The organism is Clostridium sulfidigenes (assembly GCF_052067195.1).
In the GTDB taxonomy this organism is placed as follows: domain Bacteria; phylum Bacillota; class Clostridia; order Clostridiales; family Clostridiaceae; genus Clostridium_J; species Clostridium_J sulfidigenes.
On the sequence record NZ_JBQHQR010000002.1, the window covers coordinates 174,864 to 200,518 of the forward strand.

23 protein-coding genes and 1 riboswitch are annotated in these 25,655 nt (G+C 32.4%); of the genes, 1 reads left to right on the forward strand and 22 read right to left on the reverse strand.

Features of this window, described 5'->3' with window-relative positions; translation table 11 throughout:
* Positions 1-11: 11 nt before the first annotated feature.
* The 10 genes from ACTNBA_RS02705 to ACTNBA_RS02750 all read right to left on the reverse strand — a co-directional run bounded on the left by ACTNBA_RS02705 (position 12) and on the right by ACTNBA_RS02750 (position 10,263).
* Positions 12-893, reverse strand: a complete 882-nt coding sequence (locus ACTNBA_RS02705) for a DNA-3-methyladenine glycosylase family protein (RefSeq protein WP_441072393.1) — start codon at positions 891-893, stop codon at positions 12-14.
* Positions 894-987: 94 nt separating this feature from the next.
* Positions 988-1,398 carry a C-GCAxxG-C-C family (seleno)protein gene (locus tag ACTNBA_RS02710; protein WP_035130482.1) on the reverse strand — a complete coding sequence of 137 codons (411 nt, stop codon included), beginning with the start codon at positions 1,396-1,398 and terminating at the stop codon, positions 988-990.
* 233 nt (positions 1,399-1,631) lie between these two features.
* Positions 1,632-3,014 carry an NADPH-dependent glutamate synthase gene (gltA, locus tag ACTNBA_RS02715; RefSeq protein ID WP_346847185.1) on the reverse strand — a complete coding sequence of 461 codons (1,383 nt, stop codon included), beginning with the start codon at positions 3,012-3,014 and terminating at the stop codon, positions 1,632-1,634.
* Positions 3,014-3,877, reverse strand: coding sequence for a sulfide/dihydroorotate dehydrogenase-like FAD/NAD-binding protein (locus tag ACTNBA_RS02720; RefSeq protein WP_035130488.1), 864 nt, complete (start codon positions 3,875-3,877; stop codon positions 3,014-3,016). Before ACTNBA_RS02720 ends, gltA begins: the two co-directional genes overlap by 1 nt.
* A 599-nt stretch (positions 3,878-4,476) precedes the next feature.
* Positions 4,477-5,325 (reverse strand): 3-hydroxybutyryl-CoA dehydrogenase, encoded by an 849-nt coding sequence (locus ACTNBA_RS02725; protein WP_441072396.1) that lies wholly within the window; start codon positions 5,323-5,325, stop codon positions 4,477-4,479.
* Positions 5,326-5,582: 257 nt separating this feature from the next.
* Complete coding sequence (locus ACTNBA_RS02730; protein ID WP_150845320.1) at positions 5,583-6,590, reverse strand: FAD-binding protein; 1,008 nt, start codon at positions 6,588-6,590, stop codon at positions 5,583-5,585.
* 24 nt (positions 6,591-6,614) lie between these two features.
* Positions 6,615-7,400 carry an electron transfer flavoprotein subunit beta/FixA family protein gene (locus ACTNBA_RS02735; protein WP_035130493.1) on the reverse strand — a complete coding sequence of 262 codons (786 nt, stop codon included), beginning with the start codon at positions 7,398-7,400 and terminating at the stop codon, positions 6,615-6,617.
* Positions 7,401-7,413: 13 nt separating this feature from the next.
* Positions 7,414-8,553: an acyl-CoA dehydrogenase gene (locus tag ACTNBA_RS02740; RefSeq protein WP_035130496.1), complete on the reverse strand. Its 1,140-nt coding sequence runs from the start codon at positions 8,551-8,553 to the stop codon at positions 7,414-7,416.
* A gap of 36 nt (positions 8,554-8,589) precedes the next feature.
* A complete protein-coding gene (locus ACTNBA_RS02745) occupies positions 8,590-9,369 on the reverse strand; it encodes a short-chain-enoyl-CoA hydratase (RefSeq protein ID WP_035130499.1) in 780 nt (259 codons plus the stop codon).
* Positions 9,370-9,612: 243 nt separating this feature from the next.
* On the reverse strand, positions 9,613-10,263 hold the full coding sequence (locus ACTNBA_RS02750; protein WP_150845318.1) for a redox-sensing transcriptional repressor Rex: 651 nt from the start codon (positions 10,261-10,263) through the stop codon (positions 9,613-9,615).
* Positions 10,264-10,711: 448 nt separating this feature from the next.
* Here ACTNBA_RS02750 and abc-f point away from each other — a divergent pair, with 448 nt between their 5' ends.
* Positions 10,712-12,625 (forward strand): ribosomal protection-like ABC-F family protein, encoded by a 1,914-nt coding sequence (abc-f, locus tag ACTNBA_RS02755; RefSeq protein WP_441072399.1) that lies wholly within the window; start codon positions 10,712-10,714, stop codon positions 12,623-12,625.
* Between the two features lie 115 nt (positions 12,626-12,740).
* Here the strand turns inward: abc-f and pdxT are convergent, their stop codons facing one another.
* The 12 genes from pdxT to ACTNBA_RS02815 form a co-directional block, all read right to left on the reverse strand.
* Positions 12,741-13,361, reverse strand: a complete 621-nt coding sequence (gene pdxT, locus ACTNBA_RS02760) for a pyridoxal 5'-phosphate synthase glutaminase subunit PdxT (RefSeq protein WP_441072401.1) — start codon at positions 13,359-13,361, stop codon at positions 12,741-12,743.
* Positions 13,330-14,208, reverse strand: a complete 879-nt coding sequence (pdxS, locus tag ACTNBA_RS02765) for a pyridoxal 5'-phosphate synthase lyase subunit PdxS (RefSeq protein WP_035130505.1) — start codon at positions 14,206-14,208, stop codon at positions 13,330-13,332. The genes pdxT and pdxS overlap by 32 nt, the downstream gene beginning before the upstream one ends.
* Positions 14,209-14,745: 537 nt before the next feature.
* A complete protein-coding gene (kamE, locus tag ACTNBA_RS02770; protein ID WP_346847179.1) occupies positions 14,746-15,534 on the reverse strand; it encodes a lysine 5,6-aminomutase subunit beta in 789 nt (262 codons plus the stop codon).
* A complete protein-coding gene (gene kamD / locus ACTNBA_RS02775; RefSeq protein WP_346871138.1) occupies positions 15,534-17,090 on the reverse strand; it encodes a lysine 5,6-aminomutase subunit alpha in 1,557 nt (518 codons plus the stop codon). The genes kamE and kamD overlap by 1 nt, the downstream gene beginning before the upstream one ends.
* Positions 17,080-18,558: a lysine 5,6-aminomutase reactivase ATPase KamC gene (gene kamC / locus ACTNBA_RS02780; protein WP_035130514.1), complete on the reverse strand. Its 1,479-nt coding sequence runs from the start codon at positions 18,556-18,558 to the stop codon at positions 17,080-17,082. The genes kamD and kamC overlap by 11 nt, the downstream gene beginning before the upstream one ends.
* Position 18,559: 1 nt before the next feature.
* Entirely contained in the window at positions 18,560-19,585 is a 1,026-nt protein-coding gene (kamB, locus tag ACTNBA_RS02785) for a lysine 5,6-aminomutase reactivase subunit KamB (RefSeq protein WP_035130517.1), read from the reverse strand.
* Between the two features lie 22 nt (positions 19,586-19,607).
* On the reverse strand, positions 19,608-20,858 hold the full coding sequence (gene kamA / locus ACTNBA_RS02790; RefSeq protein ID WP_035130520.1) for a lysine 2,3-aminomutase: 1,251 nt from the start codon (positions 20,856-20,858) through the stop codon (positions 19,608-19,610).
* 71 nt (positions 20,859-20,929) lie between these two features.
* On the reverse strand, positions 20,930-21,967 hold the full coding sequence (gene kdd, locus ACTNBA_RS02795; RefSeq protein WP_035130522.1) for an L-erythro-3,5-diaminohexanoate dehydrogenase: 1,038 nt from the start codon (positions 21,965-21,967) through the stop codon (positions 20,930-20,932).
* A 113-nt stretch (positions 21,968-22,080) separates the two neighbouring features.
* Entirely contained in the window at positions 22,081-22,905 is an 825-nt protein-coding gene (gene kce, locus ACTNBA_RS02800) for a 3-keto-5-aminohexanoate cleavage enzyme (RefSeq protein ID WP_150845313.1), read from the reverse strand.
* A 61-nt stretch (positions 22,906-22,966) separates the two neighbouring features.
* Complete coding sequence (kal, locus tag ACTNBA_RS02805) at positions 22,967-23,347, reverse strand: 3-aminobutyryl-CoA ammonia lyase (protein WP_150845312.1); 381 nt, start codon at positions 23,345-23,347, stop codon at positions 22,967-22,969.
* 265 nt (positions 23,348-23,612) lie between these two features.
* A riboswitch (Lysine riboswitch) is annotated at positions 23,613-23,784 on the reverse strand.
* Positions 23,785-23,940: 156 nt separating this feature from the next.
* Positions 23,941-24,510 (reverse strand): hypothetical protein, encoded by a 570-nt coding sequence (locus ACTNBA_RS02810; protein ID WP_441072406.1) that lies wholly within the window; start codon positions 24,508-24,510, stop codon positions 23,941-23,943.
* A complete protein-coding gene (locus ACTNBA_RS02815; RefSeq protein ID WP_441072408.1) occupies positions 24,503-25,522 on the reverse strand; it encodes a cell wall-binding repeat-containing protein in 1,020 nt (339 codons plus the stop codon). Before ACTNBA_RS02815 ends, ACTNBA_RS02810 begins: the two co-directional genes overlap by 8 nt.
* Positions 25,523-25,655 lie beyond the last annotated feature (133 nt).

Below are 25,655 nucleotides of genomic sequence, written 5' to 3' on the forward strand. Positions count from 1 at the left end.
ATATTTCTAACTTAATCTATTTTTATATTGTTTTCTCTTGCATAATAAAATAAGTATTGTTGTGCAAATCCAGATAAGCTACCAAACTTCTCTCTTGCAAACTCCCTTATTTTAGGCAATGATACATCTGGTGCCACATAAAAGAACTGCATTGCTCTTTTCACCCATACATCCACTGGAAATGCTGAGTATTTCCCCATAGAAAATAGCATTATGCAATCTGCTACCTTAGGCCCTACTCCATTAAAATTTTTAAGACCCTCATGACATCCATCATCATCACTTTGTTTTATTGCGTTTAAATCATAGGTACCACTACTCAAATCTTCTAGTGCCTTATATATATACTTAGCCCTAAATCCAACACCTAAAGCTTCTATATCTTCTACCGTAGCTCTTCTAAACTCCTCTAAGGTTGGAAAAGCGTAATATGTATTTCCCTTGTACTTTATAGATTTGCCAAATACTTTACTTATATTTTCTATAGCTCTTTTTATCATAGGGATTCTATTATTTGCAGATATAATAAAAGATATTAGCATTTCAAAGGGATCTTGCTGTAGTATTCTTATTCCTACACCAAATTCTACTGCTTTTTTTAAAAGTTCATCCTTCTCAAATTCTTCTTTTATAGCTGAATAGTCCCTTTCTAGGTCAAAGTAATTTAGCCATATGTCATTAAAATCCTTTAAATCCGTATTATATATAACTACATCATTATTCCTTTTTTCAATTTCAATAACTTTTCCAAAGGCTACACCTATATAATTATTATTATCTTGTCTGTTCCATCTAAAACATTGTCCACAATCAAAAATATGGGGAAGTTCAAAATTCTTTACATCCTTTAATATAACTTTTCCACTTTCTTCAATAGCTTCTTTAAAGTCCATCCATATCAACCTCCTTGAAATAACATTTATGGGATGCTAGTTTAAAAATAGTGCTAAGGATATTCTCAGCACTAAGTTTTAAAATTATTCTCAATTACTGTTTATTTCTCTCTCTTGTTACTATGTTGTCTAATATAACTGCACCTTTTTCTACTATATTAAGACATCTTACTTCATCATTTCTATATAATTCCTTTAATTTATCACAATTTAATGAATTACATTCTTTATTAAAGTTTTCAATGAATTCTTGAGTAAGGGTTTTTACATAATCACTTTCATGGGCTCTTTCCTTTGTAAATAAAATACCAAGAACAGAAATTGCTCCTGTGATAACTCCACAAGTGGATTCTACACCCATTCCCCCACCGAAAGCAGCCATGGTTTTAAAAGTTTCTTTACTTAAGTTTAAACCATATTCTTCATTAGCAGCATATAGCATAGTCTCTGCACAGTTTAAATCATATTCTTCTCCATAATATTTTTTCACTACATCTAATAACATATTTATGCACCCTACTTTCCTATTAATTAGTCCTAAACTTCAGAGAAGCTAAGAACTCTGTTTATTATAGTTTTAGTCATAAATCTATGACTCCAAAAATTTCTTTAAATGTATTAGAAATCTACTAGTTTTCAGTTTCATTATACTATATTTATCATATAAAAAAGCCATATTTTAAAGAATTTCACATAACTTTAAAATATGGCTTGATTTTATTAATTCTGCTTTTAAAATTACTTACTTAATTGCTCATCAATAGCTTTAGCAGCTTTTTTACCAGCTTCCATAGCAAGTATAACTGTAGCTGCACCTGTTACAGCATCTCCACCAGCATATACTTTTTCTTTTGAAGTAAGTCCTGTTTCTTCCTCTGCAACTATGCATTTATATTTATTAGTTTCTAAGCCTTTAGTTGTAGCTGGAATTAATGGGTTTGGTGAAGTTCCTAGTGACATGATAACAGTGTCACAGTCTAATGTAAACTCAGAACCTTCTATTACTTGTGGTCTTCTTCTTCCAGATGCATCTGGCTCTCCAAGTTCCATTCTTACACATTTCATTCCTTTAACCCAACCATTTTCATCCCCAAGGATTTCTGTAGGATTAACTAATAAATCAAGGATAACTCCTTCTTCTTTAGCGTGATGTACTTCTTCTACTCTAGCTGGAAGTTCAGCTTCACTTCTTCTATAAACTATATGTGTTTCTGAACCTAGTCTTAAAGCTGTTCTAGCAGCATCCATAGCAACGTTACCGCCACCAACTACTGCAACGCATTTACCAGATTTAATTGGAGTAGCATATTCATCTTTAAATGCTTTCATTAAGTTATTTCTAGTTAAGAATTCATTTGCTGAGAATACTCCATTTAAGTTTTCTCCTGGAATTCCCATAAACTTAGGAAGTCCTGCTCCTGATCCTATAAATACAGCTTCAAATTTCTCATCATTCATTAATTCATCTATTGTAACTGTTCTACCAACAACTACATTTGTTTCTATTTTAACTCCTAATTTTCTTAGGTTGTTTACTTCATGCTTAACAACGGTATCCTTTGGTAATCTAAACTCAGGAATTCCATAAAGTAAAACTCCACCTGGCTCATGTAAAGCTTCAAATACAGTTACGTCGTAACCCATTTTAGCAAGCTCCCCAGCGCAAGTTATTCCTGATGGGCCTGAACCAATTACAGCAACTTTTTTATTTTTCTTTTCAATCTCTTTAGTCAAATCCACATTGTTATTTCTTGACCAGTCTGCTACAAATCTTTCTAATTTTCCTATAGCAACTGCTTCACCTTTTATTCCAAGAACACATTTACTTTCACATTGTAATTCTTGAGGACAAACTCTTCCACATACTGCTGGAAGTGCTGTATATTTATCTAAAGCCTTTGCAGCTTGTGCAAATTCTTTTTCTTTTACATGATGAATAAACTCTGGTATATCTATTGCAACTGGACATTTAGATACACATGGTTTATTTTTACAATTTAAACATCTAGAAGCTTCTTGAACTGCTTCTTCTTCAGTGTAACCAAGACAAACTTCTTGAAAGTTAGTTGCTCTTACCTTTGGATCTTGTTCTTGTATTGGAGTTCTTTTCATTCTATCCATTAGTTATTTCCTCCTACTTTGCATCCTTTTTGTATAGAATCCTTTTGTATTTCTTCTGTCTTATACATAGTTGTTCTTTTTAATGCTTCATCGAAGTTTACTTTATGTCCATCAAATTCTGGTCCATCAACACAAGCAAATTTAGTTTCTCCATCAACAGTTATTCTACAAGCACCACACATACCTGTTCCATCAACCATGATTGGGTTCATACTAACTATTGTTTTTATACCTAATTCTTCTGTTAATTTACATACAAATTTCATCATTATCATTGGTCCTATAGCAATTACTGTATCGTATTTATTACCTTCTTCAACCAAAGATTTTAATCTATTAGTAACCATTCCTTTAAATCCATAGCTACCATCATCAGTTGCTACATAAACATTGTCTGCAACATTTTTCATATCTTCTTCTAAAATAACCATTTCTTTATTTTTAAATCCCATGATTACGTCAGCTTTAATTCCGTTTTCATGTAACCATTTTACTTGAGGATATACTGGTGCAGCTCCAACTCCACCTGATATAAACATTATTTTTTCATTTTTTAGCTTATCTTTGTCTTCTTCTAAAAGCTCAGAAGGCATCCCTAAAGGTCCAACAAAGTCAAAGAAAGAATCCCCTTCTTCATATTGTTCCATAGCTTTTGTAGTACATCCAATTGTTTGTACAACTATTGATACTGTTCCATTTTCTACATCTGTGTCACATACTGTTAAAGGTACTCTCTCACCCTTTTCATCCATTCTTATTATAATGAATTGACCTGGACGAGCTGATTTAGCTACTCTTGGAGCTAAAATCTTCATCATAAATATTGAAGGTGCCAAAATTTTCTTTTCAACAATTTTATACATAGTACTTTCCTCCGTATTTTAAACATATTTTGTTTTTATATGAATTTAATATTTCACCATTTTAATTCATATCCTTTGCCAAATATAATATTATACTATTTTCATTGAAATTTATATATGAACATTAGATATTTATTTAACATAGTGGCTACAAACGCAAAAATAAACAGCGCAATAATGATAGGATTCTTTACCACATTACACTTGTCCAATAAACTAACTTAAATCTCCATATATCCTTAAATAATACGACTTAAATCCTTTACATGAATATACATTGTGTCGGTTACACTTATATTTTATAATTTTATTTAATTATAGTCAACCATATAGTAAATTAAATATTATAAATTTTCAAGCAAATAAATCCATTTTTTATAAACATCCTCTTGAATTCCAGTTATTCTTTCAAACTTCTGGTGATTCCATTTAAACTATACTCCTTTTATTTTTAAAAATCTACAATAAATTATAAAATGCATTGTTATAATTTTATCTATCTTTTATTTTTTTAATTATATTTAATTTATTTTCACATAAAGAAAAGAGTAAAGATAAATTATTCTTTACTCTTTTGCTGTAATATTTTTATGATATTATTATTTACTATAATCGAAGAATCCTTTTCCAGTTTTTCTTCCTAATTGTCCAGCTCTAACGAATTTTCTAAGTAGGTTGTGTGCTCTGTATTTTGAATCTCCAGTTTCTTTATATAATACATCCATGATTGCTAAGCAAACATCTAGTCCAATTAAGTCACCTAAAGCAAGAGGTCCCATTGGATGATTTGCTCCAAGCATCATAGCTTTATCTATATCTGCAGCACTTGCAATACCTTCTGCATAGATGCAAACAGCTTCATTTATCATAGGTACTAAAATTCTGTTTACTACAAATCCTGGAGCTTCTTCTACTTGAACTGGCTCCTTAGATATGTTAATAACTAATTCATGCATTGCATCATATGTTTCTTGTGATGTTCCCATTCCTTTTATGATTTCTACAAGTTTCATAACTGGAGCTGGGTTAAAGAAGTGTAGTCCTATAACTTTATCAACTCTCTTTGTAGCAGTAGCAATTTCAGTTATAGAAAGTGAAGATGTATTTGTAGCCAGGATTGCTTCTGGTTTACAGATTTCATCTAATTCTTTAAATATTTGTTTTTTGATTTCCATGTTTTCTACTGCAGCTTCTATTATTAAATCTACATCATCTAATAAGCTTAATTCTGTAGTTCCACTAACTCTTGATAGAATTTCTTCTGCTTGTTCTTCTGTTATTTTACCTTTTGTAGCAAGTTTTTTAATATTTTTTTCTATCATTCCAAGACCTTTTTGTACGAATTCATCCTTTATATCTCTAACTATTACCTCATATCCTTTAGCGGCAAAAGCTTGAGCTATTCCTGATCCCATTGTACCTGCGCCTAAAACACATATCTTTTTCATATTAAACACTCCTAACATAATTTTGTATTATGGATTATAGACTATTACAAATCTATATTACCACATTTTTATATATTTATATTTATATTTATCAAAAATAACTCAATAAATATAAATATATGTATACAATTTTCAACGAAATTAGACTTTTATTCAATATTTAACAAATGAGGGGTATATACATCTCCGTATATCCCCTCATCTTATGTTAATTAGTGTACTATAAAATTCAATTAATCTAAAGTCTTATAAATTTACTATTTGTTCATCTCTTTATATTGAGCTATCATTTCTGGAATAACTTTAGCAAAGTCTCCTACTAAAGCTACGTCAGCAGCTTTCATGATTGGAGCATCTGAATCTTTGTTAATAGCTATGATGTAGTTAGAATCTTGCATTCCAGCTAAGTGTTGGATTGCTCCAGAGATTCCGCAAGCTATATATATAGTAGGTCTTACAGTTTTTCCTGTTTGTCCTACTTGAACTGCTTTTTCTACCCAGCCATTATCAACAGCTGCTCTTGATCCAGCTAAAGTTCCTCCCATTACGTCTGCAAGTTCTTGAAGTAAAGCGAAGTTTTCTTTACAGCCAACTCCTCTTCCTCCTGAAACTACGATATCAGCTTCAGTAATGTCTACCATTTCTTTTACTGATTTAACAACTTCTATAGTTTCTGTTCTTATATCAGAAGCTGATAATTGAACGTCAAACTTTTCAACTTGGAAAGTTCTGTTTTCATCTTTAGCTAACTTTTCGAAAACTCCAGGTCTTACTGTAGACATTTGTGGTCTATGATCTCCACAAACGATTGTAGCCATTAGGTTTCCACCGAAAGCTGGTCTTGTCATTAATAAGTTGTTAGTTTCTGCATCTACATCTAGAGATGTACAGTCAGCTGTAAGACCTGTTGAAAGTCTTCCTGCAACTCTTGGTCCTAAATCTCTTCCAATGAAGCTAGCTCCAATGAATAGGATTTCTGGTTTTTTAGCATTTACAACTTCGTTTATAACTTTTGTATATCCATCAGTTGAATAGTGAGTTAGTAACTCATTGTCGCATACTAATACTTTATCTGCTCCAAAAGCTCCTAATTCTTTAGTCATTTCTTCTATATTTTTATGTCCAAGTAATAATGCTGTAAGTTCTACTCCTAACTTGTCAGCTATTTCTCTTCCTTTTCCTAATAATTCTAAAGCAACCTTTTGTAATTCTCCGTCTCTTTGCTCTGCAAAGACCCATACACCTTTATAATCTGCTATATTCATGGTAATTTCCTCCTTAACTATATCTTAGATGAAGTGTTTTTCTTTTAGTTTTGAAAGCGCAATTGAAGCTGCTTCTTTTGGTGATACTTCAAATATTTCACCTTGTCCTTTAGCTTCTTTAGTCATTGATTTTTTAACCTTTGTAGGTGATCCTTTAAGACCAAGTAGGTTAACATCAACGTTAATGTCTGCTACAGTCCATACTTTAACTTCTTTTTCTTTAGCCATTGCGAATATGTTTTTAATGTTCATATATCTTGGCACGTTTAAAGTTTCGATTGCAGTTAATAGAACTGGAGTGTTAACTCTGATATTTTCATATCCATCTTCCCAAGCTCTTCTTACGTTTAATACGCCTTCTTTTTCTTGGCTAACTGCTTCAACATAAGTTATTTGAGGCATTCCTAAGTGTTCAGCAATTTCTGGTCCAACTTGTGCAGTATCTCCATCAATCGCTTGTCTTCCAGCGAATATTATATCATAATCTAAGTTTTTAATAGCTGCAGCTAAAGCGTGAGATGTAGCTAATGTATCAGCTCCAGCAAAAGCTCTATCTGTAACTAGTATAGCTTCGTCTGCTCCCATTGCTAATGCTTCTTCTAAAGCTACTTTTGCTTGTGGAGGTCCCATTGTTATAACAGTTACGTGTCCACCATAAGTATCTTTTAATTGTAAAGCTCCTTCTAAAGCGTTTTTGTCATCTGGGTTTATTATTGAAGGAACACCATCTCTTATAAGAGTTCCTGTTTTTGGATCTATTTTAACTTCATTTGTATCTGGTACTTGTTTTACACAAACAACTATTTTCATCTTTCACTACCTCCTATTTCAATATGCTTCCTGCGATAACCATTCTTTGAACTTGAGAAGTTCCTTCGTAGATTTCAGTTATCTTAGCATCTCTCATCATTCTTTCAACTGGATATTCTTTAGTGTATCCATATCCACCAAATAATTGAACAGCCTTAGTTGTAACATCCATAGCTACTTCTGAAGCATATAATTTAGCTCTAGCAGCATCTACTGAGTATGGCATACCCATATCTTTTTTGTATGCAGCTTTGTATACTAAAAGTCTAGCAGCTTCAATTTGAACATCCATATCAGCAACCATCCATTGAAGTCCTTGGAATGCTGCTATTGATCTTCCGAATTGTTTTCTTTCTTTCATGTAAGCAACAGCTTCATCTAAAGCTCCTTGAGCTAGTCCTAAAGCTTGAGCTGCTATACCAATTCTTCCTCCATCAAGAGTTTGCATTGCAACAGCAAATCCTTTTCCTTCTTTTCCAAGTAAGTTTTCTTTTGGAACTATGCAGTTTTCAAATACTAATTCAGTAGTAGATGATGCTCTTATTCCTAACTTCTCTTCAACTTTTCCTATTGAGAATCCAGGGAAATCCTTTTCAACTATGAAAGCAGATATTCCTCTAGTTCCTTTTGATTTATCAGTCATTGCAAATACTACGAAGATATCAGCAACTCCACCGTTAGTTATGAATATTTTTGAACCGTTTAATACGTAGTGATCTCCTTCAAGTACAGCTGTTGTTTGTTGTCCAGCAGCATCAGTACCTGCGTTTGGCTCAGTAAGACCAAATGCACCTAGTTTTTCACCTTTTGCAAGTGGTGTTAAATATTTTTCTTTTTGCTCTTGAGTACCAAATTGATATATTGGTGCTCCACATAAAGAAGTGTGTGCAGAAACTATAACTCCTGTAGTTCCGCAAACTTTAGAAAGTTCTTCTACAGTCATAGCATAAGATACGTTGTTTCCACCTGCTCCACCGAATTCAGTTGGGAATGGAATTCCTAACATGTTGTATCTAGCCATTTGCTCTACGTTTTCCATTGGGAATCTTTCTGTAACATCTATTTCAGCTGCTATAGGTTTTACTTCATTAATAGCAAACTCCCTTACCATTTGCTTTACAAGTTCTTGTTCCTTAGTTAATGAAAAATTCATTATAATACCTCCTACTTATACGATTATCTATTTCGATTATCTATTCTTAAAATTCTTGTCTCTCTTTTCAACAAAAGCTGTCATACCTTCTTTTTGGTCTTCAGTAGCAAAACACATTCCAAATGCTTCAGCTTCATATAATACTGCACTATCAATATCCATTTGCAAGCCTCTATTGATAGCAGCTTTACATTGGCTTATAGCTATAGGAGCATTCTTAGCTATTTTATTAGCCATAGCTTTTGCTTCATCTAAAAGTGTCTCTGGTTCTACTACCTTGTTTACTAATCCAATTCTTAAAGCTTCTTCAGCATTGATCATGTCACAAGTGTAAATTAATTCTTTTGCAATTCCTTCACCTACAAGTCTTGATAACCTTTGAGTTCCGCCAAACCCAGGAGTTATTCCAAGCCCTGCTTCTGGTTGTGCAAACTTAGCTTTAACTGATGCAATTCTAATATCGCAAGCCATTGCAAGTTCACATCCACCACCTAATGCAAAACCATTAACTGCAGCTATAACAGGTTTTTCAAGTTTTTCAATTTTTCTAAAAACCCCATTCCCAAGAATACCAAATTCTTTACCTTCTATAGCATTCATTTCTTTCATTTCTGAAATATCAGCTCCAGCAACGAACGCTTTACCTTCTCCTGTAAGAATAACTGCATAAATTTCTTTATCCCCAGAAATTTCTTGGATAACACAATCAATTTCTTTTAAAGTTTCTGTGTTTAAAGCATTTAATGCTTTAGGTCTGTTTAGTTTAACTAAAGCCACATTTCCTTCTTTTTCCAAGACTATGTTCTTATAATCCATGTTTAAAATCCCCCATGCAATTTTTCAGGTGTTAGCCGCCATAAATCGTTATTATTTTAACAAAAAAGTGATTAAGGTTCTAATACCTTAATCACTATTATAGACTGTTTATAATTCTTTTTCAACCTAATTTATATTTTATTTATGTTTTTTAATGAATCTTTTTACTTAATTCATATAATTAAATTCAAAAAATTCCTGACAATACAAATTTTAAGAAATTCGTATTGTCTTTTTTTAGTATTATAGGAATTCTTCTTCTTTTTCACGCTCATTTAATAAGTAACTTAAAGTCATTAAACTTTCATTAAGATGTACATTCTCTACAATAACATCCTCGTTAACCTTTAGATCTATAGGTGCAAAATTCCATATTCCCTTTACGCCATTCTTTATTACCACATCTGCTACCCCTTGGGCTCTATTTTTAGGAACACAAATTATAGCTATGTTAATCTTTTCTCTCTGTAAGAAACTATCTAACTCATCCATATCTCTAATTTCAATATCTCTTATTTTAAGTCCAATAAGTTTTACATTCACATCAAAAATACCTTTAAGATTAAATGCCATCTTATCAAAGGTTGTATAGTTGGCAATTGCTTGACCTATATTTCCAGCTCCAATTATTACAGTGTTATACTCTTTGTTAAGGCCTAATATAACAGAGATTTGATATAATAATTCCTTAACATTATATCCATACCCTTGTTGACCAAAATCTCCAAAACAATTTAAATCCTGTCTTATTTGTGAAGCTGTAAACCCAATTCTTTCACTTAGTTCTTTAGAGGATATTCTATCAACTTCATTTTTATCTAATTCGCGCAAATATCTGTAGTACTTAGGTAGCCTTTTTATTACAGCCATAGAAATGCTTCTTTTCTTCTCCACCTCTTATCAACTCCTTATATATATTCTTTATATATTCCTTGTTTATTCTTTTTGTCTTTTATTTTTATGCTTATTCATATTATAATTCTCTATTAAATATTATCTAAAATAACTATTCTAATCTCATATTCAACGTAGGTTTTATTCATATAGATATTATACTATATTACCATTGATTTGTTATATATTTTTTAATAAATAAACTATAATGCTATATTGTACATTTAAAATACTTTATTGTATATATAAATTATAAATTTTTTTAACTTTTTATCATAAATAATATATAAAGTCTCATAAACTTAATTTTTATACCAATTTTACTTTTCTTTGTATTATATATAACAATGTTTCCTATTACTCACAATACCCATTCCTCCACTGTACTATACAAATTATTTTAAATTTCTAACTTTCATGTTAAAATGCTAGTAGGACGGTGAAATAAATGATAGTTTTAAGTTGTAAAAACATAAGTAAATACTTCGGAATAGATATGATTTTAAAAGATATTACCTTCAATGTAAATGAAGGTGAAAAAATAGGATTAATAGGTGCTAATGGTGCAGGTAAATCAACCCTATTTAAAATTTTAACCAATCAAATGGAATATGATAGTGGTGAGCTATATATAGATAAATCAAAGGAACTTGGATATCTTTCTCAAAACCTTTCTCTAGATTCAGATAATACCATATATACTGAACTTCTTTCCGTGTTTAAGTCACTGATAGATATTGAGGAAAGATTACACAATTTAGAAGAGAAGATGAAGGAACCTTATGATGCTGCTAAAGAAGATTATCACAATAAGATTATACGTGATTATACTACTTTAACAGAGGTTTATGAAAATCGTGGTGGATACACTTATAAAGGCGAAATTAGTCGTGTACTTAAAGGCCTAGGCTTTACAGAAGTTGATTTTGATAAATCCATATCTATATTAAGCGGTGGTCAAAAGACTAGAGTTGCTTTATGTAAGCTCCTTCTTAGAAAACCTGAAATTTTGCTTCTAGACGAACCTACAAACCATCTTGACCTTGATGCAATAGAATGGTTAGAGAACTACCTTAAAGAGATTAAAGGCACAATTATAGTAATTTCCCACGATAGATTCTTCTTAGATGCTATCACCAATAAAACTATAGAACTTATAGGTGGAACTGCACAGTGCTATAACGGAAATTATACAGCCTTTATCGACCTTAAAGAGAAAAATAAAGAAGTGATGCAGAAGGCTTACGACCTTCAACAAGCAGAGATTAAAAGACAAGAAGAAATCATAACTAAGTATAAGTCCTTTAATCGTGAGAAAAGTATAAGAGCTGCTGAAAGTCGTCAAAAGGCCTTAGATAAGATAGAAAGAATAGAAGCACCTATCAAAGATGCAAAGGCTTCAAAAATAAAGTTTGAAACACAAATTAAAAGTGGTAATGATGTTCTTTATGTAGAAAATTTAAGTAAAAGTTTTGGTGAAAAACTTCTATTTGAAGGTTTAAATATGGATATTAAACGAGAAGAAAAAATTGCTCTTATAGGGGAAAATGGCCGTGGCAAAACTACTTTATTTAGAATAATCATGGATAAAATACCTTCAGATAATGGGATTAAGGTGTTAGGTAAAAACGTATTTGTTGGATATTACGATCAAGAGCAATCTAATTTAAACTTTAATAAAACTATTTTAGATGAGGTGTGGGATGATTTCCCTCATATGACTACTACGGAGATACGATCGGCTCTTGCAGCCTTCTTATTTACAGGGGATGACGTATTTAAGTCCATATCTACTCTTAGTGGTGGAGAGAAATGTAGAATTAATTTACTAAAACTAATGCTTTCTAAAGCTAATTTTCTTCTTCTAGATGAACCTACAAACCACTTAGATATTATCTCTCGTGAGGCCTTAGAAGATGCAATCTTAAACTATGATGGCACAATAATTCTCATATCCCACGATAGATACTTCTTAAATAAAATTATAAATAAAATCTTTGAGCTTAATGAGGATGGAGTGAAAGAATACTTAGGCAACTATTCCTATTACGTAGAGAAAAAGAAAAACCCTTTAAGGTTTGAGGATATAGAGGAAGGTTCAGGCATTACTAAGACTCAGTTAAAGCTAGATAAAAAGAAAAAACGTGAAGCTGAAAAAGCTGAAAAAGAAAAAGCTAATACTCTTAAAAACATTGAAAATAAAATAGCAGCTACTGAGGAATCTCTTGAGGAGCTCCAAGGGCAGCTATGCCTTGAGGAAGTCTATTCCAGCCCTGAAAAAAGCATAGAAATAAATAAAGAAATACAAAAAACTGAAGAAGAACTTCAAAACCTATATGATCAATGGGAAGAACTAGCTTAGGAGCTTTTTCAAAATAAATTAATCCAAATAAATGCTGAGCATGCACTTATATTATTAAAGTACACGCTCAGCATTTTATATAAGATTAATGATTTATTTTGCCAAAGCTCATTATTTATTTTGATATATCTTTGCACATGTTGTAAAAATACTTATGCATAGATAAGTCCTTTGTTAACTCTGGATGAAATGATGTTGCTAGCATGTTGTTTTCTCTACATGCTATGATTTTTTCATCTAGTTTACATAGCACCTTTACCCCTTCATGTGCCTTTTCAACGTAAGGAGCTCTTATAAATACTAGAGGTATTTTTTCTTCACTGACACCTTCCACTATTTCATCCGTTATAAAGCTATCTAATTGAGAGCCATAGGCATTTCTTCTTACCTCTATACCCATAACACCTAAATGGTTGTAATCACTTCCTAGGATGGATTTAGCGAGAATTATCATACCTGCACAGGTTCCCCATACTGGCATCCCACTTTCAATTTTGCTTTTTAGTGGAGATAGCATCTGAAAATCCCTTAATAATTTTCCTATGGTAGTACTTTCTCCTCCCGGAATTATAAGGCCATCTATATCCTCTAGATCCTTCACATTCTTCACTCTTAAGGCTGTGGCTCCACTTATATTATTAACCTTATCTACATGTTCTTTTACAGCTCCTTGTAAATCTAGTACACCTATAGTTATCATTGTACTACCATCCTCTTGATGCATATAATTTGCCATCTGGTATATCCTTAGTATTTATACTGTCCATAGGTTCTCCTAGATCCTCAGAAACTTGTGATAAGATTTCAGGATTATTATAGTTTGCTACAGCATGAACTATAGCCTTAGCTCTTTTTTCTGGATCCGCTGATTTAAATATACCAGAACCAACGAAAACTCCATCACTTCCAAGTTGCATCATTAAAGCTGCATCAGCTGGCGTAGCTACTCCACCGGCAGCAAAGTTAACTACTGGTAGTCTTCCATGGTTGTGAACATAAACTATTAAGTCATATGGTGCACCCATTTCTTTAGCTATAGTCATAAGCTCTTCCTTGGGTGTGTTTTGTACTTTCCTTATTTCACTCATCATAGTTCTCATATGTCTTACAGCTTCTACAACATCTCCAGTACCAGCTTCTCCTTTAGTTCTTATCATGGAAGCACCCTCACCTATTCTTCTTAGTGCTTCTCCTAGGTTTCTAGCTCCACATACGAAAGGCACATTAAATCCTTTTTTATCTATGTGAAATAAGTCATCCGCTGGAGTTAATACTTCACTTTCATCTATATAATCAATCTTAATAGCTTCTAATATTTGTGCCTCCACAAAATGACCTATTCTTACCTTTGCCATTACTGGAATAGATACAGCCTCTTGAATTTCTTTTATCATCTTAGGATCTGACATTCTAGCAACTCCACCTTGCTTTCTAATATCAGAAGGCACGCGTTCCAAAGCCATTACAGCAACTGCTCCTGCTTTCTCTGCAATTATAGCTTCCTCAGCATTAACTACATCCATTATTACTCCACCCTTTAGCATTTCTGCTAGGTTTTTGTTTAACTCTGATCTTGTATTCATTTATATTCCCCCTACAGTATAGTACAAAATTGTATGTATATTTTGTATCTATATATTTAATATTTACAATACAATTATTCCATAAACGCCACGTTAAATCAATACAATTTGATAATTTTTCATATTTTGTATTATCTGTATGGGTACAATATAACTATTTAACTATATATCTATCTATGTATAAAAACATTTAAATAGATTCATAGTTAAATAGTTATTGTGTTTATAAGGAAACTCCTTCTCACATGCGTTCGAATGAGTAAGTTTCACTTAGCCAAATCAAGATTTGGAGTGATGTCACTAACGTGACTTTTCGCTTTGCTCTCAATGTAACTCCTTCTCATATTCATTCGAATGAGTATTTTTTACTTAGCCAAATCGTAGATTTGGAGTAAAAAATAAAGTAGAATGAATTTCTTCATTCTACTTATATACCCTATAATTTTATTTCACGTAACCCTTTTAGTTTTTTATCCCTATAAACTAAATATATATATAAACATTAAACTAGACTTTTAAACATTAAACTTTTTTAAATTAAACTAACTTTCTTTCAACTATTTCAGTTACTGCAAAGCTAGCAACGTCATCTGCATATTTTCCTGGTCCGAATCCTGCATCGTATCCTAATTCTTTAGCAAGTTCGTGAGTTATTCTTGGACCACCACAGATTAATACAACTTTATCTCTTAAACCTTCTGCCTCTAATAACTCTACAAGGTTAGTAAGGTTTTGGATGTGTACATCCTTTTGTGTAACTGTTTGAGATACTAGAAGAACGTCAGCTTTTAGCTCGATAGCTTTCTTAACGAACTCTTCGTTTTCTACTTGGCTTCCTAGGTTGTAAGCTTCGATACCTTTGTATCTTTCAAGACCATAGTGACCAGCGAAACCTTTCATGTTCATGATAGCATCGATTCCAACTGTGTGAGCGTCTGTTCCTGTTGAAGCTCCTATGATAACTACATCTCTTCCGATGTGCTCTTCAATGTATTCTCCAACTTCTGACATAGACATAGTATCTACTTCTACAGTTTGAACATGAATTTCTTCATAGTTAACAGTATGAGTTAATGAACCATATACTACATAGAATGTAAACTCTTTATCTAATGATCCGTGATGAGCAACGTTTGGATCTTTAAGTCCCATTGATTTTGCAAGTTGAATAGCAGCTTCTATTCCTCTTTCATCATCTTTAACTGGTAAAGTAAGACTCACTTGAACCTTTCCATCGTTCATAGTATCTCCGTAAGGTTTAAGCTTAGTTAGATCTAAATTAGTATCGTAATCTCTAACTTCTGTTGAATATAATCCACCACTCATTATCTGTTTCCTCCTAACATTAAATCTATAAATGGGTTGAAGTAATTAGCTTCCTTCTCAACAACTCCATCTAATCCTTTTCCTCCGTTTAGAGGTCTCTTAATACCTGCAAATTTACCTTGCTCTAAAGTACTGAATAAACCTTCTTTTTCTATTACAGATAATAGATCAGCAGCTTTTCCTAGAACTTCATCAACTCTTGTTTCCATGATTCCACCTTTTTTGAAAGTGATTTCTGAACCAAGGTCTTTCATTGTATGGAATATATATTGTGCATTATCAATAGATAGTGCTCTATCACTCATGAATGGAGTGTGTATAGCTTCTGTTAACATTCCTAATAAGTGTAATTTTTGGCTAGTCATTATTGTAACCATGTTAAATAATGCATCTTGTACTTGACCCTTGAATATATCTCCAGTCATGAACTTAGTTGGAGGCATGTATTTAAGTGGTGCTTTAGGGAATATTTCTCTAGCCATTTGTGCTTGAGCAAGCTCATATAGGAATCCATTTTCAACATTTGGATTTATTTCAAATGCGTGTCCTAGACCCATTTGCTCTTCTGGAAGTCCTGCAACTAAAGCAAATTGCTCATTGATGAATTGAGAAGCAAGCACTGTGTGAGCTTCTTCAACAGCATCAGCAGTTGTTAAGTAGTTATCTTCACCAGTGTTGATTATAACTCCTGCAAAACCATTGATTACTCTTGAGAAATATTGGTCAACTATAGTTCTTTGCATGTTGATATCTCTGAAAAGAATTCCGTATAATGCATCGTTAAGCATTACGTCAAGTCTTTCTATAGCTCCCATAGCAGCTATTTCTGGCATACATAACCCTGAACAGTAGTTACATAATCTGATGTATCTTCCTAATTCTTCTCCAACTTCATCTAAAGCTGATCTCATAAGTCTGAAGTTTTCTTGAGTTGCAAAAGTTCCTCCGAATCCTTCAGTTGTTACTCCGTATGGAACGTAGTCAAGTAAGCTTTGTCCTGTTGTTCTAATAACAGCTATAACATCTGCACCTTGTTTTGCAGCAGCTTTAGCTTGGATTATATCTTCATAGATATTTCCTGTAGCAACGATAACATAAAGGTATGGACCTGTTTTATCGCCGAATCTTTCAAGGTAAGCTTCTCTCTCGCCTCTGTTAGCTTTAATTGTAGCTACCATGTTTTTAGCAACTTTTTCAACTGCCATTTTTATTTCAAACATATCTTTCATAGGTAGTTTAGTTAAATCTAATTCATTTTTAGCTACTTTTTCTGCTATTTCTTGTGGAGTTAATCCAGTGTTAACCATAGCATTACCTACTAATACAGCAACTCCAACAGATAATCCGTTTCCAGCTTTAATGTTTTCTACAACTACGTTTGGTAGTGGTACTCCAAATTCATCTACGCCATCTATACCTAATAATCTACATACAGTTCTTTCTACAGCTACTGTAGTATGTCTGTCTATGAACTTTTGAGTGTCTTGAGCTATATTCTTTGATGATTCTCTAGCTTTAGCAACTAGATTTAAATCTAAATTTAATTTACTTTCCATTGTACTCCTCCTCATAATATGTTTTCGCTATATTCACTATGTCTTTTTCTAATCCTAATAGCATCGCTATATTTAGCGCATCCTTAGGTACTTGATTTGTCTTAGATACTCTTTCAAGTTTATATTCCATATGCTCTTGGATAATTTCAACTGAATGAGTCTTATTAAGATCAATCTTATATTTTAGTTTCTCAAAGTCTATATTTTTTAGTCCTACAACTTGATAATGAACCATAGGTTCTTCTACCACACCATCATAATGGGTAGATATTATGCTAGCAGTGTTAAATTTTTGTAGATAATTTGCAAGAGATTTTACAAGGTAATATCCTTCTTTAGGGTTTGTTCCCCTAGCGAACTCATCAAGAGCCACAAATCCATCTCCACGTTTTACACACTCTACCACTTCTTTTAATTTAATTATCTCAGCTCCAAAAGTACTCAATCCCTTAGATATAGATTGCATATCGTCTGAAACAAAATGAATAAAATCTAATACTGGATAAGTTGCTTTTTTTGCAAATACAAAGAAGCCCAATTGTCCAAGAAATAGGTTTAAAACAATAGTCTTTAATGCTACACTCTTTCCTCCCATATTAGCTCCAGTTATCACCGTAGTTCCTCCATGAAGCTGTATATTAACAGGAGAGAATGCTTTTCCTTTTTTCTTAAGGATCGCTTCAATTTCAGGATTTATTCCATCCTCTATATCAATATTCATCTCTTTAACTATGTTAGGTTTAACACAATTGTATTTAATAGCAATGCTTGCCTTTGCCATTAATAAATCTAAAATACCTACCACTTTTAAATTTTCTGATATATATCTACTAAAGGAGGACAATTTAGAAGTAAGTTCTTTTCTAATATGTAACTCTTCTTCTTCCTCTTGAATAACAATATCTAATCGCTCTTGTTTTAACTTTTCAATAAGACCTTCATCATTGCAAGAAAAAATTGCTTTTTCCTTTTCACCTTTTAGTTTTCTTATCTGAGAAAGTTTTTCACTATATTCTTCATAAATATAGAATGTAGATAACCGTTTTTTGCTTGGGTCTAATATATCTATTACTTCTTCTAGGGAATGAAGCTTAATTTTGCCTACAGATAAATTAATATTATCTAAGACTAATTTAAGCTCTTCCAAAAGCATAGATACATATTTAACCTCATAAAGTTCAACTTCATCTAATATTTCTACCTTCTCTGCTCTTCTTAATGTATTTCTTATATCTTTAATCTTGTGTAGAAGTCTTACTATATCGTTAAACTCATCATGATATTCATTCATATGACCTATCATCAGCTCAACGTTAGTAAGCTCTTCTACCAATTTATCATACTCATTAATTCTAAAAGGCTTTATCAGCTTCTTTTCCTCAGTACCATAAGGAGTTATTATACCAAGCTCATCCATGATAAAGGAAAACCCTATTTGAGCCCTTTGTTCATTATCTAAAAACTTCATATTATTTCCCCCCTAATACATCAAATACTGGAACATTGACAGCTTCTCTAAGACCTTTTAAGAATTCATCCTTTGGAAATTCATATCCATAAGGTGATTTTGGATTTGAAGTTATGCAAACCACAGTTATCTTATTTAGGACCTTTATGACCCCACCTTGCCTATGGAATCTATAAAGGCTTTCACTACTAATAAATAGCTTAGTACCATCTTCCACAAGAAAAGTTATATCTTTATATAGGTTAGTAGAAGTCATGATATTTTTAATAAGTTTGTCAGAAACTGCACCTTTAATAACTACATGGGATACTTGTTCACTCAAAGCTTCTACAATTTCTTTTGAAGCTTCTAGGGCAGTTAAAACCTCTAGTACTTTATAGGTACCATCCTTATAAATGATGCCTACAATTCCTGAATCACATATTTTTGTTGCGACATTTAAAATAGACCTATCTTGCTCATGGGGTAAACTTAATAGATCCATAGTATGTTTTGTCTCACTTATGACGGTCTTCATACTTCTTGATAGAGCGGCTCCTGTAGATAACACTGTAGCTTCTGTTATGGCGGGTGAAGCAAAGGTCTTTCTACTTAAAGCTCCATCTACTATTACAAGATCACACTGAAGACTTAATAATTGATCTTTTATATTGGTCATATATGAATTCACGGAAGGTCCTCCTAAATCCACATAACCATCACTTAAGGCTTTACAAATAACAACTTCTCCCATAGGAGTATTTATTCCTGTAGTTCTTACAATCTCTCTTGTGAAATCACTATTTAAAAGACATTGTTTGGCTGTAGCAATCACAGTCCCCTTTTCAATATATATCTTAGGTTTCTCTGTAGCCGTAACCCTGTCTAACTCTTCACCATCTCTCCCTATAGAAGTTAGGCCAAGGGACACAGAGCCCCTAGCCTCCTTCAAGATATGGTTTAAAGTCGTAGTTTTTCCCACATTTTTATTCATACCTATAATAGATACACTTTTATATGGTTTCAATAACTTTAAAATTTCATTCATTAAGATCACTTCTAACTATATTCTAGTGAGCGTGTCTTTCGTTTCTTTCTAATCCTGTTGGTTCTAAAGCAAGTTTTTCACCGTTTAATAATCCAGCAACTCCAACTTTATGAACTGATTTCTTACCTGTACAAACATCACAAGTACATCCTGGAGTGTAGTTTGTTGGCTCAGAGTAAGTAGTTATAACTCCTTCAAAGTTTCTAAGTATTACTTTATCATGACTTTGAGAAATTACATAGTTTGGCATAACTGGAGTTTTTCCACCGCCGCCTGGAGCGTCAACAACGAATGTTGGTACGCAGTATCCAGAAGTATGTCCTCTTAATCCTTCAATGATTTCGATACCTTTAGAAACTGGAGTTCTGAAGTGCTCTAGTCCTAATGATAAGTCACATTGATAGATGTAGTAAGGTCTAACTCTGATTTTAACTAAATCGTTAACTAATTGTTTCATTGTGTGAACACAGTCATTTACTCCTCTTAGAAGTACTGATTGGTTTCCTAGTGGTATACCAGCATTAGCCATTCTCTCACATGCAGCTTTAGACTCTTCTGTGATTTCGTTTGGATGGTTAAAGTGAGTATTTAACCAGATTGGGTGGTATTTCTTTAACATATTTACAAGTCCATCAGTAATTCTTTGTGGCATAACTACTGGTGTTCTTGAACCAATTCTGATTATTTCTACGTGTGGTATTGCTCTTAATTTGCTGATGATGTACTCAAGTACTGAATCGTCAACTAGTAAAGCATCTCCACCTGATAATAGAACGTCTCTGATTACTGGTGTTTTGCTGATATAATCTATAGCTTTATCTATTCTTTCCATTGGCATGCAGTCATCGCTTTGTCCTGCAAATCTTCTTCTTGTGCAGTGTCTGCAGTACATAGAGCATTGGTCAGTTATAAGAAGTAATACTCTATCTGGATATCTATGAGTTAATCCAGGTACTGGAGAATCTGTATCTTCGTGTAGTGGGTCTTCTAAATCTGCAGCAGATTTATGAGCTTCTAATCCTGTTGGGATAGCTTGTAATCTTACTGGGTCATTAGCATTGTTTGGATCGATTAATGATAAGTAGTAAGGAGTTATAGCCATTCTTAAAGTTTCAAGACATTTTTTAGCTCCTTCTTCTTCTTCTGGAGTTAATGGAATATACTTCTTTAATTCATCTAAAGTTTCTATTCTGTTTTTTGTTTGCCATTTCCAGTCAAACCATTGTTCATCTGTAACGTTTGGAAATAATTCTTTTCTACGAGTTGTATTCATTAATTGTTACCCCCTATAATTTCACATTTATATATATTAATTTTATTAATTAATCAATTATAATCTACGGATTAAACGTATAATTCTTGGAATATAGCTCTTAGAGTTTCGTTTTCTCTTAACTCTTGTAATGTTATTTCAGCATGTCCTTTAGTATATCCGTTTCCTACTATCATAGTTACGTCTTTACCTACACCCTCAGCTCCTAAAGCAGCTTTAGTGAATGCTGTAGCCATTGAGAAGAAGTAAACTATACCGTCATCTTTAACTGGTAATATAGTTGACATTTCTGTGTTTTGAACGTTAACTATGTTGATAGATACATCAACTTCTTCGCCGTTGTTGTTAGCTAAAGCTAAGTTCATTACGTCGATAGCTTTAGTAGCATCTCCGATAACTATTTTCATGTTTAAGTTTAATCTTCTTAATCTTGCAGCTTCTTCTTCGTTTCTAACTAAACCAATAACGTTTCCTGTTGGTCCAACTCTTTTAACTGCTTCGTAGCAACATAACATTCCTGATTTTCCTGCTGCTCCTAATAAAAGAACTGATTGTCCTGGTCTAACTAATTTAGCAACTTGAGCTGGAGCTCCTGCTACGTCTAGTGCAGCTAGTGCTAAAGTTTCTTCCATATCTTCTGGAAGTTTAGCATATAATCCGCTTTCGAATAATATTGCTTGACCTTTAATTTCTACTCTATCGATGTCTGGTTTAATATCGATGATTTCTTCTATTTTAAGTGGAGTTAATGAAAGAGATACTAATGTAGAGATTTTGTCTCCAACTTTAAGATCAGTTTTTCCTTCTAATGCAGCTCCTATTTTAGCAATTTTACCGATAAGCATTCCGCCTGAACCAGTTACAGGGTTTTGCATTTTTCCTCTTTCTCCAACGATTTCAAGGATTTTTGCTTTTATTTTTTCTACGTCATGTCCAGCTTCTTCTTCTATTTGTGTAAAGCTTGCTGAGTCAACGTTTAAAGCTTGAACATCGATAAGTATTTCATTATCGTATATTTCCATTGTATTGTCTATTTTTAAAGCTGGTTGTGGTAATACTCCTGCTGGTGTTATTACTCTGTGAGTTCCATATTTACATCCTTTTTTCATTAAAAACACTCCTTTTTTTACTTTAGTCTCAATAAATTTTTTTCTACTTAATTATTGTTTATTATATTTTTAATCTTATACGTTAAAAATAACTTCTTATATTATGCTTCAAATTATAAAGCTTTAAGTCCTAATATTTCTCTTGCTTCTGCTGGAGTTGCAATTTCTCTTCCTAATTCTTTAGCTATTCTTACAGCTTTTTCAACTAGGTCAGCATTGCTTTCTGCCATAACACCTTTTGACAGGTATACGTTATCTTCAAATCCAACTCTTACATGTCCACCTTCTATCATAGACATTGCAGCTAATGGGAATTCATTTCTGCCTATTCCTGATACTGTGTAAGTGCTTCCTGCTGGAATACTTTCTTTCATGAATACAAAGTCTCTCATTCCAGCACTTATTCCACCATTAACTCCCATAACGAAGTTGAAGTGCATTGGTGCTTTTATGAATCCTTTTTTATGAAGTCTGATGGCCATGTCAATCATACCTTTATCGAATACTTCGATTTCTGGCTTAACGTTTAACTGAATCATCTTCTCCCCGAATTCTTTGATTGTGTTCTCTGTATTAACAAATATTTCGTCTCCACCAAAGTTACAAGTTCCACAGTCTAATGTTGCCATTTCTGGACTTAAATCAACTGGTTGAAGTCTTTCTTCATTGCTCATTCCTACAGCACCACCAGTAGATGGTTGAATGATAACATCTGGACATCTTCTTCTTATTTCAGCCATACAAGCTTCAAATCTATCTTTGTCTTGAGTTGGAGTACCATCATCTTTTCTAACATGAAGGTGGATTATACTAGCTCCAGCTTTATAACATTTTTCTGCCTCTTGACCAATTTCTTCTACTGTGTAAGGAACATTTGGATTTTGTTCTTTAGTAACCTCTGCACCACAAATAGCTGCAGCAATTATTAACTTTTCCATTTAAAATCCTCCTATATAGTTAATATTTTAACAATGTTTCTGCAAGAATTCTTGCACTTACTTATTTTCTCTTCTTATCTTTTGGTACTACACATACTCCTGTAGCTTTACAAACAACTATTGGCTCTTCTAAAACGTCACAAGCTGAATCGTTAATGTCAGGTCTTGGAACTATTACTTTTCTAGCTTCAAAAGTCATTTTTCTTGATGTGTTTCCAACGTGTACGATTTCACCTACAGCTTCAATGTAATCTCCAGCATATACAGGTGCCATGAATTCTACATTTTCATAAGCTTTGAATAGACCTTCGTCTCCATCGTTTTGTATTAATAATTCTGTAGCTACGTCTCCAAATAATTGTAGCATTCTTGCTCCATCAACAAGATTTCCACCGTAGTGTGCATCGTGAGAGCTCATTCTTAATCTGATTACTGATTTCATTTTCTTTTCCCCCTATAAAATAATCGTTTACTTTTTATTTATGTATAACTTTTTAGTATAAACAGATTTCTTAGCTTCTTTGAAGCTTAGAAATCGTTATCCAGGGACGTAGCAGCTCTTTTACTCTCACTTTGAAAAAGTTCAGAGTATTAGAGATGATAGTCATCGGATAAAAATATAGTAAATAAAAAATGGCGTTGAAAATATTCAACACCATTAGATAACTTGGTTAGTTAGAACTATCAATGCAATGAATATTTTTCATTCCATAAATAGCTCTCCATATAACATGGCAGTGATAAAACATTGTGTCTTATCCCCAAGTAATACAAAATACCTTTGTATCCTTTCGGCCTATAAACAATTCACTGTAACATCAGAGGGTATTCTCCTTAGCATTTATCAGTTACCAATTTATAAGCACCTCTACTTATGATTCAATATTAAATTTTTAAACAATTCAATATATTATTTATCATGTACCCATTATAAATCTAATATTTTAGAAATGCAATGGTTTTTTTAAAAAAATTTTTAAATTAATATAAGTTTTTTGTAGATTTTGAATTTTACTTAACATTTCCCCATTTTTCTTATACTTTTTTCAGTATACTCATAGTAATTTGTCCACCTAATCGTTTCCATAAGTCATCTATACTAGGAAATGAAGATACAAGATTACAAATTGATTCCTTGTAATCTTCATCACTCCATCTATAACCATAGTTTATACAATTAATTATATATCTTCTAAAAAAACTTTTTAAACTATTTCTGAAACAAACAATTTTATATTCGTTATATTTATTACCTAGTATTAAGTACAATTTTCTTTGATGACTTAAATTTATAATTAAACTTAATGTTTTTTCATCATAATAATTAAAGTGAAAAGGATAGTACTTTTCTTTTATATCATCTTTCATTCTTATAATCAAGTGCCCTGAAATTACTTTATTACTTTTTACATAGGCACTTTTGAAATTAAACTCCATAGAATTAGGCAAATATATAAAATCTTTAAAATCATCTTTAATTATTATACAAGTCAACTTTTTATTATGAACCTTTTGTTCTGTTAAAGCAGATACCCCCAAGGGTAGGTCTTTAAGCATATCTTCTACAGGTCTCACTTTAATTTCACCCACTTTTGAGCTATTCAATACTTAAAACCTTAAATTTCTCCTCATAATTTACTGCCTCTAAAACCTTATTAACTATTTTGTCGCTGATTACTGTATTTCCTCCTAAAATTAATACTTGATCGGATTTTATCCCTTTTATTCTATTTAAGACCTTAGGATAATACCCTCCTGTTTCTTCCATAAGAATTATAGGAGAAGAGGTTAAAGCAGCTATTGGTGCTCCAACTAGTCCATCTGGAAAATTCATTCCTGATGCTAAATAAATTTTGCTTAAATTAATATTTCCACTAAAAGTATTTAAAACCTGGATATTAGTTTCATACCTATCAAGTCCAGCAATTCTTTGATAATTTTTATAATTCTTCATATTTGCATCTGAAATTACTGAACTACCACCTATAACATAGGTTTTAGGTATATTATGACTTTGTATAAAAGCTTTATTTGAACTATCAAGACTATCTTTATCTGTTAACAATATTGGCATTCCTAAGTTTGCTGCCACCGGAGCTACAGATAAAGAATCCGCAAAACTTTTTCCAGAAGCCAGTACAACTCCATTGGCTGTGCCAACTTGTTTAGCTACATTAGCAGCTGTTTCATATCTATTAAGTCCAGATATCCTATCTACAGTAATTCCCTTACTTTTAAGCTGAGTTTCAGCTTTTTTAGAAATTACAGATTCTCCACCAACTATATAAGCCTTAGAAGGCTTCAATCTATTTATCTCATTAGACACTACCGTAGATAATCCATTCTTTTCTGTTAGCAATATAGGAGCATTATACTTCTTTGCTAAAGGTGCCGCACTTAGTGCATCAGGATAATCCGCTCCACACACTAGTACTATAGTTTTACTTCCACTAGGCCACCCCTGTTTAGATGTTTCTACTGCAGTTTCATATCTAGTGCTCCCACCTAGTCTTATTTTTGCTGCATCTGCTTCTACTCTATTATTAATACTAAAGGCTATTGCCCCCATTATACTTAAAGCTACAATTGAACTGATAACTCTTCCTTTCTTCTTCATATAACCCTCCCCATTAATTAATTTAGTATTTATCTTCATACTATCTATTTTATATTATGTGCTTCAAATATAAAATAGATTTTTACAAATCAATATAGATTTTTACAATTTTCCATAAAATCTTATAAAAAAA